The following is a 14,428-nucleotide window of genomic DNA, read 5'->3' on the forward strand; positions in this document are numbered from 1 at the left end:
GATTTGTCCGCACCATTGCGGTAGAAGCCGCACCTGGAAAGTTTTTTTATGTACGCAAAGCTCGGCGCGTTGAATATCTACTATACTGAACCAACTGTACTGTTCGGGTTACAATTGAAATAAAACCTGTTCATCGGTGAAATAGGTCTTTCTTGCACCAGCCTTTACGATCTCGATCTTATGCCCTGTTGGGCTTTCCGGACTTTTGTTCTGGTGGATGAGCAGAAAATCCCGCAGCTCTCCGGACATGATATCCGGCTTTTCTTTTAAGATTTGTTTTATAGCATGTTCGAGCACATGCCGTATCGATTTTAGCAAGGTCTTGACTTCAGCATCCGGCACTGCCTTACTAATGGAAAACGGTGATATCTTTGCATGCCATAAAATCTCATCCGCATACGCATTTCCGATCCCCCGTACTACCTCCTGATCAAGCAACACATTTTTGATAATCGCTTTCTTGCCACCTAGTACTTCCTTCAGATACTTGAAGTTTAATGCTTTCGATAATGCATCAGGAACATCAACTGGTTCAGGGTTCAACATCGGTCGTGCTTGTTTCTGAAAGTCCGAAAGCACGAACTTTTCCCCTGTATCCAGCAGTAGCTCGAACACGCTGAACTTGACCGGTTCATCAGCTGGCGAAATATGCAGCTCGCCATGTAACATCAAGTGCAAGCCAAGCAACTGACCTGAATTAAAAGCAATACGAAGTTGCTTACCTTCCCGGAACACCTTTTCTATAACGCCACCCAGCAAGGCAGATTCAAGTTCAGCTAAAGTCGCTTCAGCTTTTTTGGAATTCAAGGCCACCGCTTTTATGCGCTTTCCCGAAAGTCGCCGCTGTAAGTTCTGGCTGAAAGCCTGAAGGTCTGGGAGCTCTGGCATGTTCTGGCGTGTTCTATGATTTTAAATAAATAGACTAACTTAGTCCTAAATTACGAAGAATCCGATGAAGAAAATAGTACCGGTAAAATCAAAAGCCGAATTAAAGGCTTTCATTGATTTTCCACACGATCTATATGCCCACGATCCCAACTATGTACCAGAACTTTTCATAGCACAACGGGATCTGCTAACCACGCACCCCTTCCACAAACATTCATCCCTCCAGTGCTTTCTTTTGTTCGACGGTGATAAAATCACCGGGCGTGTTGCAGCAATCCACAATACCGCGCACAATGAGTTTAATGGAACCAACGACGGGTTTTATGGTTTTTTTGACTGCATCAATGATCAGGAAACCGCAAATATGCTGCTCGAACAGGCGAAAACCTGGTTATTGGAAAAAGGACTTTCCACGATAATCGGTCCGGTAAACTTCTCTACGAACGAATCCTGTGGACTGCTGATTGAAGGATTTGACTCGCCACCTGTGGTGATGATGCCGTACAACGCACCCTACTACGCAACCCTGCTGGAAAACTGGAATCTGGCGAAGAAGGTAGACCTACTTGCCTGGAAATGGGATGGCTCGAACTACGACGACCGGTCGGTAAAACTGATGGACAGGTTGGAAGAGCGTCTGAATAGGAATGATATCATCATTCGCAAAATCAACATGAAGAACTTCAAGCAAGATGCGGAAGCCCTGCGTGAAGTTTACAATAAAGCATGGGACAAAAACCTGGGCTTTGTGCCGCTGAATGACGAAGAGTACGACTACCAGGCTAAAGACCTGAAGCTGATTCTGGATCCTGACTTCTGCTTTATTGCAGAACAGAACGGGAAGGTTGTCGGCTTTGGCGCTGCAATACCAGACTTAAACGAAATTCTGATTAAAGTTAAACGAGGTCGCTTGTTGCCGACAGGTATTTTCAAGTTACTACTCGGCAAGAAGAAGATCAAAGGTATACGCATCCTGCTTTTAGGTGTTGTTGACGGATACCGGAAGATGGGGATTGAAGCATGTATATACGGCTCCATCATTAAATCTTACCGCAAGAAAGGTCTTCAATATGCAGAGGCTGGCTGGACGCTGGAAAACAATGACATGGTGAATAACGCCATCATTGCAATTAAAGGTACACCATACAAAAGGTACCGGATCTACGAGAAAGGGATATAGCGGAGGGGATAGCTCCGTACCAAACGCAGACCAAACGCACACGAACCGCACACGAGACGCACACCAAGCGCACAAGTTATGTGCGTTTCGTGTGCGTTTGTTGTGTGTGCATACTGTGTTTCTCCTGAATGCCGGATTAACTTTTCACGTTAGTGTCTTCATCAGACTGTTTCGGTGCAATGCCTTTATCAGGGTCTAAGGTGAAGGATGGCTCCGAAGAATCTGATGCTTGTTCCAGTAAATCAGACTCCGGCATCTGTATGCCATCATCGTCTTCATCTTCTGCTTTCAACTGGTTCAGAACAAATTCATCGCTCAGGCCATTCGAGTGTACATCCTGCTGACTTGATTGTTCATCATAGTCCTGGCCCATGCTATCATCCAGTGGTAATTTATTGTCTGTCGTATCCATAATGTTCAATTTGAGGTTCGTACTTATAACAACATGATCCGGGTGTTGTTTGAACCGCCTGAAACTTGCGGGCTGGGCGGCAAGGCAGTTAGAAGTATCTTTCGAAGCTCAGTCCATAACTTAAAAGCAGGTTTTCCCGACGATTTCGATTTACCCTGTTGTAGTCCAGCTGCGCATTCAGGTTTAACCATTTATTGAATTTCAGGCCAAGGCGGTTTGTTGTTTTGATGTTGAAATCGTTCTTATTGGACAGGGAGTTTTGAATAAAATTCGATCCATTGAAAACGATCTTTTCTTTGATCACGAAGTTGTAATTGAAACGGAAGGAGTTTCGGAGCGTCTCGTATTTATCGGCAATGCCACCTTCGAGAATCAAATCGCTATGATCAATGAGAATCCCATCGCTCAGGTTTAAGTAGGCATGCTCCCGATCAATGATGCTATATGCGATGCCGACCCCTGCAAGCCATTGCTGATTCACTTTCAGGGAGAAACTTTTGTTAAAGTTCGCTAAGCCCCAATAGTTAAAGTGCGGGAAGGTCTTGTAAAGGTTTATGTCAAAAGCAGAGGAAATATCATCATTGGTCAGTTGACCGTTCTGCTTTCCATAAACATAAGAATTGTTGAAGTTCATGGAAATGCTCTTTTTCTTCATCCCGAGTTTAACGGCATTATTAAGCAGATTTGCCGTACCGTCATCTGTTTTGTTGATGGATCCGGTAAAGGCATATCCAAAAAAGTACTGGGTGCTGTCTGTATATTGAGCGGAAGCATTGACGCTGATGAACAATAGCAAAAAAAGGATGGGTAATCTTTTGACCATAGCTTAACGTAAAGTCTAAAAACAAGGGTGTTCAGAAAAGGTTTTCCATGATCGGCTGCGTTGCCCAACTGGGCTTAATTTGCTAACTTTGTAAGAACCAATTTATATAAACAAGAATGAAAGAAGTTGTTATTGTATCTGCAGTTAGAACACCAATAGGCGCTTTTGGTGGAAGTTTAGCAGGATTCTCAGCCACCCAGTTGGGCGGTATTGCCATAAAGGGAGCTATCGAAAGGGCTGGAATTAAGCCCGAAGATGTGCAGGAAGTGTACATGGGAAATGTATTATCTGCCAACCTGGGCCAGGCTCCGGCTACGCAGGCAGCAAAAAATGCTGGCCTTCATGATCTACCGGCAACAACCATTAATAAAGTTTGTGCTTCTGGTACTAAAGCAATTATGCTTGCTGCGCAAAGTATTGCTTTAGGTGAGCAGGACATCATTGTAGCTGGCGGTATGGAAAGCATGAGCAATGTTCCCTTTTACCTGGACAAAGCCAGAACAGGTTACCGTTTGGGCCATGGACAATTAACAGACGGTTTGGTTAAGGACGGACTTTGGGACGTTTATAACGACTACCACATGGGGTCTGCGGCTGAACTTTGTGCCAGCACTTGTGAGATCAGCAGGGAGCAGCAAGATGCTTATGCCATCGCTTCATACGAGCGTGCGCAAGCGGCACATGCTTCCGGAAATTTCAAATCTGAGATCGTTGCGGTTGAAGTAAAGGATCGTAAAGGTAATGTAACGCTGATTGATCAGGATGAAGAACCATCAACAGTTAAATTCGATAAGATTCCTGGCTTAAAGCCGGTGTTCTCTAAAGAAGGTACCGTTACTGCTGCAAATGCATCTACTTTGAATGACGGTGCTGCAGCATTGGTATTGATGAGCATGGAAAAAGCAGTAGCACTAGGATTAAAGCCATTGGCAAAGATCATCAGCTATGCTGACGCACAACAAGCACCAGAATGGTTTACCACTGCCCCATCTAAAGCCATTCCTTTAGCTTTACAAAGAGGAAACATCGACATTAAGGATGTTGATTTCTTTGAAATCAATGAGGCTTTCTCTGTTGTTGCCATTGCGAACAACCAGGCACTATCTTTAGATGACAGCAAGGTTAACATTAACGGTGGTGCTGTTGCCTTAGGGCATCCACTTGGTGCTTCCGGTGCCAGGATCGTGGTTACCTTAGTCAACGTGCTGAACCAACAGCAAGGCAAGATCGGCGTTGCCGGGATCTGTAATGGTGGCGGTGGCGCAAGTGCAATCGTGATCGAAAACCTAAATTAATATTGAATGAAGAAGGCTTTAACAGCTTTTTTATTAGCAAGTTATCTTTGCTGTGCAGGGCTCAACACCCGGGCACAGCAAAATAGTGACATATCGGCAACAACCGAGCTAACAGCCTTACAGGACAGCCTGCTTGGCCTCAGTAAGAAAATCATTGAAGCGCGCGAAAACACGGCACGCTTTGAGCAGAATGCCACTTTCATTAAAACCCTGGTTCAGGCGTTGCGCTTACCGGGCAGCTTCAATTTCGGTTTTGATTCGCTTGATATGGTATCCGTGATCAAATCGCCAGACAATGCGGTAAAACTCTATACCTGGTTTGTACCGACAGATGAAGGCGGATTCAGGTACTTCGGAACCATTCAACTGCCTTCCAAACAAGGCGAGGTCAAGTTGATTCCTTTAATTGATCAAACCTCTAACTTCACAGACAGTAATGCAGTTACAGAACCTAAGATTTGGTTTGGTAGCCGGTACTACGATATTGTACCTGTAGCGGAGGGTAAAGACACCTATTATGCGCTTTTAGGCTGGAAAGGCAACAACCAGAAGACAACCAGCAAGGTGATTGAAATCCTTTCACTAAAAGGCGGCACTGCCACTTTCGGTAAACCAGTCTTTGAACAAGCTGGGCAGCTGAGCACAAAAAACAGGCTTGTTTTTACTTACAACAAGCTGAACTCGATGACCCTACGTTTCGACAAGAAAGTAAACATGATTGTTTGTGATCACCTGGCGCCGTATGACCCTGCCATGCAGGGGAACTACGAGTTTTATGCATCTGACTCCAGCTTTGATGGTTATCAGATCCAGAAAGGTCGCTTGAAGCTTGTGGAAAACATTGAATTGAACAACGATCCGGATGATCAGGATGCGTTCTATATTGATCCTTTACGGAAAGACATTCCTGCGAAAAAGAAGTTCTAGAATCCCCTAAAGCAGGTATACCGGCTATTCCACCTCAGGATTTAATATTTGCGAGTTTGACAATGTCTGATTAACTTGCCCAACTTTGATGCATTTAGATTTTAATTCTTAAACTTTATTTACAAATAAACACACAATGGAAGAAATTCTACAACCTGAACATCATACAGGTTCCAAAAAGGGACACCCGAAGGGCTTGTATGTGCTTTTTACGACGGAGATGTGGGAGCGTTTCAACTTCTACGGAATGCGCGCACTACTTACGCTGTTTTTAGTAAATGCACTCGCATTTTCAGATAAAGACTCCTCAATCATCTACGGTGGATTCTTAGGCCTTTGCTACCTCACGCCAATGTTGGGCGGTTTTGTTGCAGACAGGTATCTGGGTAACCGTAATTGTATTATGCTGGGTGGTCTGGTTATGGGTATAGGACAGTTGCTGCTGTTCATGAGTGGTTCCACTTTCGATACCAATCTGGAGTTAGCTAAAACATTGATGTGGATTGCCTTAGGTACGATTATCTTAGGTAATGGTTTCTTTAAACCAAACATTTCTTCAATTGTTGGGCAGCTATACCATAAAGGCGATAACAGGCTGGATTCAGCGTTTACAATCTTCTACATGGGTATCAACGTGGGTGCCTTCTTAGGTATGTCGATCTGCCCTTTCCTGGGTGATGTGAAGGTTGGTGAAGTACGTGTTGTGGAGGCTTTCCGTTGGGGATTCCTTGCTGCAGGTCTGGCGATGTTCTTTGGTACCCTGTTGTTCTTCGTACTTAAAAACAAGTTTGTTGTAGATCCAAATGGCAAACCGGTAGGTGCTAAGCCTGACTTCACTAATACTGTTGCTGGCGAAGAAGTGGAAAAAGCGAACTTCACAAAGCCAGCTATGCTGGGCTGTGGTATCTTAATGGTGGTTCTATACTTCGCTTTTCACTACTTATCGCTTGATCCAAATCCAATTAAGAGCTGGGTTTATCCCTTCATTTATGCGGCAGCGGTCAGCCTGGCCGTATTGATTCTTACAGATAAATCAATTACCAAGATCGAACGTGACCGTATTATCGTGATGTACATCATCGCTTTCTTCGTGATCTTCTTCTGGTCTGCCTTTGAACAGGCGGGTTCATCATTAACCTTCGTTGCAGATAAACAGACGGACTTAAACTTCCTGGGCTTCCAATTGCCGCCAAGTTTCGTTCAGAATGCCAACTCGATTTTCATCGTGATGTTTGCCTTGCCATTTAGCTGGTTATGGTTAAAACTTCAGGCAAGAAACCTGGAGCCAATCTCTCCCGTTAAACAAGCAATTGGTTTATTATTACTTGCTGTAGGTTATTACATCATCGCAATTCAGATTGCAAAGATCGGTGATACGGGTAAATTGGCAGTACACTGGTTATTTGTCATGTATCTGTTCCACACGCTTGGAGAGCTTTGTCTTTCTCCTATCGGACTTTCGTTGGTGTCTAAACTTGCGCCTAAACGTTTCTCTTCTCTGTTAATGGGTGTATGGTTCATTGGTAATGCTGCAGGTTATGCACTTGCAGGTACCTTGGGCGCATTAATTCCACCAACCGGTGATAAGTTCGAATTTGCCACTTCTAAAGGAATTGACCTGAAAGGGATCCTGGACGGTAATGTCACTGCAACTGCAGAGCAGATTGCGATCATGACCAAAGAGAAAATTGACCTTGTATATCCAACATTTGCTGGTTTTACCATCCATAATCTTTATGAATTCTTCATGGTGTTCGTAACGCTTTCAGGTGTTGCAGCAATCGTGTTGTTCCTGATTTCAGGATTCCTTAAGAAAATGATGCACGGTGTGAGATAATTCAGCTCCCCAAATTGATATAGACCCGTAGTAAGATTTTTACTACGGGTTTTTTAATTTAAAATCAATATTTTTGCAGAACATTTTAAACCACCAATACCCCCGCGTGAGAGACAGCTTAGTAATTATTCCTACTTATAATGAGAAAGAGAACGTTGAGAAAATTATAAGGAAAGTAATAGAACTGAATTCCGACTTTGAGATTCTGATCATCGACGATGGCTCACCTGATGGTACAGCAGCGATTGTACAAAGGTTACAGATGGAATTTCCTGGTTTGCTGCACCTGGAGCAACGTGTTGGAAAACTAGGCCTTGGGACTGCCTATATCCACGGTTTTAAATGGGCACTCAGCCGGAATTATAGCTACATCTTTGAGATGGATGCCGATTTCTCACACAATCCATTGGACTTGATTCGCCTAAGGGCAGCATGCATGGAAGGCGCCGATGTTGCTATTGGCTCCAGGTATGTGAAGGGGGTTAATGTGGTAAACTGGCCGATGAGCAGGGTGTTGATGTCTTACTTCGCTTCAATGTACGTACGACTGATTACCAGGATAGACATACAAGATGCCACAGCGGGTTTTAAGTGCTATCGCAGAGTGGTGTTGGAGACCATTCCTATGGAAAAAATCAAATTCGTTGGTTATGCCTTTCAGATCGAGATGAAGTTCACCGCCATCCAGTACGGGTTTAAGGTTATTGAAGTGCCGATTATATTCACCGATCGTACAGAGGGCGTGTCAAAGATGAGTACCAGAATTTTCAGGGAAGCGTTTTTGGGCGTCATTCAGATGAAGGTTAACAGTTGGTTCAGAAACTACAAGCGCTAAGTTCAAGAACTTTAGGCGTTAGAGCTTAGCCTCTACCCCTAGTCCAAATAAAGCAAAGTCATACTTCACCGGGTCTGCTGGATCAAACGCCCGTAGCTTCGCTGTTAGTTCTACTGCCGTAAGCCAATCCGTCTGTTTTCTTGATATAAGCCCTAGAATTCTGGCTACCCTGTCAACGTGCACATCACAGGGACATATCAACGCAGCGGGCTTAATCTTGGCCCACAAGCCGAAGTCAACGCCACAGTTATCTTTACGCACCATCCATCTTAGAAACATGTTTAGTCGCTTGCAGGTAGATTTCTGCATGGGCGAAGAAATATGCTTTTTAGTACGGTGTGGAAAATCAGGCAGACTGAAAAAATAAGATCTGAAATGGTTGAGTACCTGCTCGCCATCGAATGTTCCGCTTTTAGCTTTCGGATCAGGTAAAAAGGCATCTTCAAGGGTATCGGATTGACTGTAATGATGCTTGAAGAAATGCACGAAATAGAGTAGATCGGTATCGTTGAAGGTCCGATGCTTAAAGCCCAATAAACGTTTCAGATCCTGGTCTTCATGTTGCAGCATAAATTGATATGGCGCGTTGTCCATCCGCTGAAACAACTCGTTACATTTGTTTATGATCGTTTTGCGCTGGCCCCAAGCTAAAATTGCCGCGAAAAATGCGGCAATTTCGATGTCTTGTTTGATGTGATATTGGTGCGGAATACAAATCGGGTCATTGGTGATGAACCCGGGTTGATTATATGCCCGCACTTTAAGATCCAGAAAGGATTGTAATTCCAGAAAGTCCAAGGTCCTTAGCTAAGTGCCTGTTCAAGATCTGCAAGCAGGTCTTCAATATCCTCTACCCCTACGCTCAAGCGGAGCAGGTTATCGGTTACACCAACTTTCTCGCGTTCGTCTTTAGGAATTGAACCATGGGTCATGCTTGTCGGGTGATTGATCAAGGACTCCACACCGCCAAGTGATTCTGCCAATGTAAACACCTTGAATCTTGAAGCAATACGATAGGTTTCCTGAAGGTCTGCATCTTTGATTGTGATGGATACCATACCGCCGAAATCACGCATCTGACGCTTTGCAACGTCATGGTTAGGATGATCTTCAAAACCTGGCCAGTAGATCTTGTCGATCTTTGGATGCGTCTTTAGGAACGCCGCCACACGAGCACCGTTTTCACAGTGTGCTTTCATTCGCAGGTGCAGGGTTTTGATACCACGCAATACCAGGAAGGCATCCTGCGGTCCCGGGGTTGCACCACAGGCATTATAAATGAACCATAGTTGTTTGTATAGTTCATCATCATTTACCAGCAAGGCTCCCATAACCACATCGGAGTGACCACCAATGTATTTGGTTACCGAGTGCATCACGATATCTGCACCAAGATCCATTGGATTTTGCAGGTAAGGTGAAGCGAAAGTGTTATCTACCGAAAGCAAGATGTTGTTCGCTTTGGTAATCTTTGCGATGCCTTCAATATCAATAATCTGCATAGTGGGATTGGTTGGTGTTTCAATCCACACGAGCTTTGTTTTTTCGTTGATGTATTGCTCGATGTTTTCGGGCTTTGAAAGATCCAGGAAGTGAAACTTGATACCATATTTCATGTAGATCTTCGTAAAGATCCGGTATGAGCCACCGTATAAGTCGTTTCCGGTAATTACCTCATCACCCGGTTGCAATAGCTTCATTACTGCATCCGTGGCGCCCATACCGCTGGAGAAGGCTAAACCGTATTTAGCATTCTCAAGTGCAGCAAGGCAAGCTTCAAGCGCTTGACGAGTTGGGTTGGTTCCTCTTGAATATTCAAAACCTTTATGGTCACCCGGCGCTTTTTGCGCGTAGGTAGATGTTTGATAAATTGGTGTCATCACCGCGCCGGTGGTCGGGTCAGGTTCCTGTCCCGCGTGAATGGCTTTGGTGGCAAATTTCATATTGTCTTTCATCATGATTTATGAATTTTAAAGCAGATCTTGGTTAGTATGCTCTTGCAAACAGCACGCGTTGCGTTGATGGTTTGCCAGAATAGATGCAAATACCCTCTTCCTGCTTATTATTTAACGGTATACATCTGATTGTAGCCTTTGTTTCTTCTTTTATTTTTAGCTCGGTCTCTGTAGTACCATCCCAATGTGCAGCAATAAAGCCTGTTTTACCATCAAGCAATGCCTGGAACTCCTCGTAAGAGTTTGCTTCTGTAATGTGTTCATCACGGAAGGTTTCTGCTTTATTGTAGATGTTTTCCTGAATTTCATTAAGCAGTTGAGCGATGTGGATTTCCAGACCATCTTGTGAGACCGTTTGTTTCTCACGCGTATCTCTGCGTGCAAGTTCAACAGTTTGGTTTTCCATATCCCGGGCACCGATCGCTACACGAACAGGTACGCCTTTAAGCTCGTATTCTGCAAACTTGAAACCTGGACGTTGGGTGTCGCGGTCATCATATTTCACGGAGATGCCCAAGGCTTTTAATTTCGGCATTAGTTTGTCTACGAAGTTTGAGATGTTCTCCAGGGCTGCATCACTTTTATAGATTGGAACGATCACCACTTGGATAGGTGCAAGTTTCGGTGGAAGCACTAATCCAGCGTCATCACTGTGTGCCATAATCAGCGCTCCGATTAAGCGTGTAGACACCCCCCATGAAGAAGCCCATACGTGATCTATTTTGCCTTCTTTACTGGTGAACTTCACATCAAATGCTTTGGCAAAGTTCTGGCCCAGGAAGTGGGATGTTCCGGCCTGCAGGGCTTTTCCATCCTGCATCAAGGCTTCAATGCAGTAGGTATCTAATGCACCCGCAAAGCGCTCATTGGCTGTCTTTTTACCACGCACAACAGGTAGTGCCATCCAGTTCTCTGCGAAATCTGCATAAACGTCTAGCATTCTTTCTGTTTCTTCTACAGCTTCCTGAGAGGTTGCATGGGCAGTGTGCCCTTCTTGCCACAGGAATTCCGTGGTTCTAAGGAACAATCGGGTTCTCATTTCCCAACGGACAACGTTTGCCCATTGATTTATAAGTAGTGGAAGGTCGCGGTAAGACTGCACCCAGCCTTTGAATGTATTCCAGATGATGGTTTCGGAAGTAGGACGCACGATCAGCTCTTCTTCCAATTTGGCAGTCTCATCAACGATGATATTGCCATTTCCGTCATTCTTCAGACGATAATGTGTCACGACAGCACACTCCGTGGCAAAACCTTCTACGTGAGCTGCTTCTTTAGAGAAAAATGACTTGGGAATGAATAATGGAAAATAGGCATTACTGTGACCAGTATCCTTGAATTTTTGATCTAAAACAGCCTGCATTTTCTCCCAAATGGAGTAACCATAGGGCTTAATGACCATACAACCCTTGACAGATGAATGCTCTGCCAGGTCGGCTTTTATAACAATGTCGTTATACCACTGTGAATAGTCTTCATTTTTACTTGTAATACCTTTGCTCATAGCCGCTTGGAACGTTTTTTGTGTTTGTTGACTTGTAATAATAGTTACAAATCTATAAATTTATAGCTATTTAAGTTCACACACACAAACAATCAGATATATGAAACCAATCTATTTATTCACCGGTCTGCTCGCGTGGACGTCCTTGGTTGTCACATCTTGTTCGACACCACAGATGGCACAGAGCGTAAACATTCAGGATGATGTTTACAATACGACTGCGACTGCGGTAGCATATGAAAGACCTGCACCTTCTGCAGCTGCGAGGTACCAGGATTCAATCTCTACCAACAATTATGGCAGTAGCGACCCGAACTACGATATGGATTATTATTCTCGTATTAACAGATTCTACTATGGAAGCCCATTCCGCTCCTACTATGATCCGTTCTTCGATCCATACTTTGACGGCTTCTACGGATACAATGCTTTCTCTCCTTATTACTCAGGTTTATCCTTTGGCTTAGGCTTCAACTACGGCTGGGGCGGCGGTTTCTGGGGTCCTTATTCTTATGGTGGTTTATATTCACCTTTCTGGGGCTATCGCACATGGCCTTATGGCGGATACATGGGTGGCGGTTATTACGGCGGCGGATTCCTGGGTGGTGGCTACTATGGTGGCGGATACCTTGTTGGAAATGGTCGTGTAAGTGCAGGTGGTCGTCCGACCAGAGGTTCTGAAAACGGAATTGGCTATCGCAATGGCGGATCCAGAATTAACAATGCAGCAGGCTCACGTGGAAACACAGGTGGTGGTGTAGTACTTGGCGGTAGAAGTGCCGGTGCAGGAACCTACAACCCGAACCGTGGTGCGGCAATAGGTGCAAGACCAGGTCGTGATAACCAGGTAGGTGCGCCGACAAGAAGCCAGAGACCAACCAGTCAAAGACCAACAAGTCAAAGACCGACCAGAACTGAAGGCTACACACCAGAGCGTTCATCGAGACCAACTTATACGCCGCCAGCTAATAACGGTGGATCAAGGTCAAGCGGTGGTAGCATGGGCGGTGGCGGTGGTTCATCAAGACCAGCAAGAGCCGGAGGTAGAGGCTAATTTACTTTAAACACACACATGAAAAAGTTTATTTCAACGCTCATACTGGCTACAGTAGCCGGTACAGGAACATTATATGCACAATATGCGAGTGACGCCTTACGGTTTTCTCAAGGAAATTACGGTAGCTCTTCAAGATTTAAAGGTTTAGGTGGTGCGCAGATCGGTTTAGGTGGTGACATGAGTTCTTTGGGTGCAAACCCTGCAGGGCTGGGTATGTTCACCAGATCAGAATTCAGCATCACGCCAGAATTTAACAATGCTTCTGCTGACGCTGTTTATCTTGGTCAAAGAACGAAAGATTCGAAAAACCATTTGAATCTGAATCAGGCAGGTGCAGTATTCTACACCCCTATCCGCAAACGTCAGGGTGCAGATTTGAATAAAGGTGCACTAAGCATTGTTTGGGGTGTTGGTTTTAATCGGACCAACGACTTCAATGCGAACTTCCGCTACGATGGACAGAACGCACAGAACTCCATGACGGACTATTTTGCACAGATTGCAACTGGGGTAACTCAGGATAAATTTGGTGATAATTCATTAGAAGCAAAAGCGTATGACAGCGGTTTAATTGTAGCAGATGCTAATGATCCAACACGTTATTATGCAGCTACTGAAGTTCCGAATGTTCAGCAGAACTACGACTTTAGAACAGGTTCTACCTCAGAATTTAATGTTGCTGCTGGTTTGAACATTTCGAACCAATTGTATTTGGGTGCTTCACTTGGTTTCGTGAACATTCGCTACGATAGAAATTCTGAATTCCTGGAATCAGGCGTACAAACTTTGAATGATCTGACGACTGAGGATTACAGCTTCTCATACAGAATCAATCAACTTACCGATGGTTCTGGTGTAAACGGCCGCTTAGGTTTGATTTTCAAACCAACAAGTACGTTGAGAATTGGTGCGACTTTCCAGACACCTACCTGGTTACATATCCAGGATAACTGGTCTGAATCGTTATACACCGAGTATACAGCAAGTAACGGTGGTGTGACAAGCTTCCCAACTCAGGCGGATAATTATCTGACAGAGTACAACCTGAGAACACCATATAAAGGATCTTTGGGAGCGAGTCTGATCTTAGGTAACAATGCTTTAATCTCTGCTGACATTGACTACATCGATTACGCTAGTATGAAGTTGAGCAATTCTGACAATTATCTAAGCAATTCAACGATTGCCGATAACAATGCGGAAATTAAAGATCAATATACTGGAGCGATCAACTATCGTGTGGGTGGAGAGTACAAATTGGGACCAGTTGCTTTAAGAGCTGGTTTCGGATTGAATGGCTCACCATATGCAGATGATGATGACAATGTTTTTGACACTAAGATCTACAGTGGCGGCTTGGGATACCGTTATAACAACTACTATTTTGATGTTGCTTACCAACGTGTAGAGACTACGAATACTTTCAGTCCTTATCAGTTAGCATTGAACAATCCTGTAGGACCTGCGCCTGTTGCGAATGTTAACTTTGCTAAAAACAACGTTTTCTTAACGTTTGGGGTTAGATTCTAATCATCCAAATCTAATGCATAAAAAAAGGTCCTGAACTTACGTTCAGGACCTTTTTTTATGGTTATGCTTTTTGAATTCGTCTTGATGCTAGTGCTTGTCGAATGTGTTTTATGCTAAGGCTTCTTGAATTTGTTTATACCTATGCTTCTTGAATTTTTATGCTTATGCATTTTCAATTAGTTTTA

13 protein-coding genes are annotated in these 14,428 nt (G+C 44.2%); 7 read left to right on the forward strand and 6 right to left on the reverse strand.

Annotation, left to right across the window (positions count from 1 at the left end):
- Nucleotides 1–108: 108 nt before the first annotated feature.
- Entirely contained in the window at nt 109–888 is a 780-nt protein-coding gene (locus IEW69_RS13725) for a DNA-formamidopyrimidine glycosylase family protein (protein WP_188627443.1), read from the reverse strand.
- 64 nt (nt 889–952) lie between these two features.
- Here IEW69_RS13725 and IEW69_RS13730 point away from each other — a divergent pair, with 64 nt between their 5' ends.
- Complete coding sequence (locus IEW69_RS13730) at nt 953–2,068, forward strand: GNAT family N-acetyltransferase (RefSeq protein ID WP_188627444.1); 1,116 nt, start codon at nt 953–955, stop codon at nt 2,066–2,068.
- 136 nt (nt 2,069–2,204) lie between these two features.
- Here IEW69_RS13730 and IEW69_RS13735 read toward each other — a convergent pair whose 3' ends face one another.
- Together IEW69_RS13735 and IEW69_RS13740 are read right to left on the reverse strand one after the other, a co-directional pair.
- Nucleotides 2,205–2,480 carry a hypothetical protein gene (locus tag IEW69_RS13735; RefSeq protein ID WP_188627445.1) on the reverse strand — a complete coding sequence of 92 codons (276 nt, stop codon included), beginning with the start codon at nt 2,478–2,480 and terminating at the stop codon, nt 2,205–2,207.
- Between the two features lie 88 nt (nt 2,481–2,568).
- Nucleotides 2,569–3,303, reverse strand: a complete 735-nt coding sequence (locus tag IEW69_RS13740) for a DUF481 domain-containing protein (RefSeq protein WP_188627446.1) — start codon at nt 3,301–3,303, stop codon at nt 2,569–2,571.
- A gap of 116 nt (nt 3,304–3,419) precedes the next feature.
- Here IEW69_RS13740 and IEW69_RS13745 point away from each other — a divergent pair, with 116 nt between their 5' ends.
- The 4 genes from IEW69_RS13745 to IEW69_RS13760 all read left to right on the forward strand — a co-directional run bounded on the left by IEW69_RS13745 (nt 3,420) and on the right by IEW69_RS13760 (nt 8,197).
- Nucleotides 3,420–4,598: an acetyl-CoA C-acyltransferase gene (locus IEW69_RS13745; RefSeq protein ID WP_188627447.1), complete on the forward strand. Its 1,179-nt coding sequence runs from the start codon at nt 3,420–3,422 to the stop codon at nt 4,596–4,598.
- Nucleotides 4,599–4,604: 6 nt separating this feature from the next.
- Nucleotides 4,605–5,525: a hypothetical protein gene (locus IEW69_RS13750; RefSeq protein ID WP_188627448.1), complete on the forward strand. Its 921-nt coding sequence runs from the start codon at nt 4,605–4,607 to the stop codon at nt 5,523–5,525.
- 136 nt (nt 5,526–5,661) lie between these two features.
- Nucleotides 5,662–7,362 (forward strand): peptide MFS transporter, encoded by a 1,701-nt coding sequence (locus IEW69_RS13755; RefSeq protein WP_188627449.1) that lies wholly within the window; start codon nt 5,662–5,664, stop codon nt 7,360–7,362.
- A gap of 106 nt (nt 7,363–7,468) precedes the next feature.
- Entirely contained in the window at nt 7,469–8,197 is a 729-nt protein-coding gene (locus tag IEW69_RS13760; RefSeq protein ID WP_188627450.1) for a polyprenol monophosphomannose synthase, read from the forward strand.
- A gap of 18 nt (nt 8,198–8,215) precedes the next feature.
- Here the strand turns inward: IEW69_RS13760 and IEW69_RS13765 are convergent, their stop codons facing one another.
- From IEW69_RS13765 to proS, 3 genes are read right to left on the reverse strand one after another with little or no spacing between them, the layout of a single operon-like run.
- Nucleotides 8,216–8,995, reverse strand: coding sequence for a TIGR02757 family protein (locus IEW69_RS13765; RefSeq protein ID WP_188627451.1), 780 nt, complete (start codon nt 8,993–8,995; stop codon nt 8,216–8,218).
- A gap of 5 nt (nt 8,996–9,000) precedes the next feature.
- Complete coding sequence (locus tag IEW69_RS13770) at nt 9,001–10,140, reverse strand: cystathionine gamma-synthase (protein ID WP_188627505.1); 1,140 nt, start codon at nt 10,138–10,140, stop codon at nt 9,001–9,003.
- Nucleotides 10,141–10,183: 43 nt separating this feature from the next.
- Nucleotides 10,184–11,656: a proline--tRNA ligase gene (gene proS / locus IEW69_RS13775; protein WP_188627452.1), complete on the reverse strand. Its 1,473-nt coding sequence runs from the start codon at nt 11,654–11,656 to the stop codon at nt 10,184–10,186.
- 100 nt (nt 11,657–11,756) lie between these two features.
- On the opposite strand from proS, the gene IEW69_RS13780 reads away from it, so the two are divergent.
- Both IEW69_RS13780 and IEW69_RS13785 read left to right on the forward strand, forming a co-directional pair.
- Entirely contained in the window at nt 11,757–12,710 is a 954-nt protein-coding gene (locus IEW69_RS13780) for a hypothetical protein (RefSeq protein ID WP_188627453.1), read from the forward strand.
- An 18-nt stretch (nt 12,711–12,728) separates the two neighbouring features.
- Nucleotides 12,729–14,243 (forward strand): OmpP1/FadL family transporter, encoded by a 1,515-nt coding sequence (locus tag IEW69_RS13785; RefSeq protein WP_188627454.1) that lies wholly within the window; start codon nt 12,729–12,731, stop codon nt 14,241–14,243.
- Nucleotides 14,244–14,428: the final 185 nt, after the last annotated feature.

This window comes from Pedobacter quisquiliarum (genome assembly GCF_014642175.1).
Taxonomy (GTDB): domain Bacteria; phylum Bacteroidota; class Bacteroidia; order Sphingobacteriales; family Sphingobacteriaceae; genus Pedobacter; species Pedobacter quisquiliarum.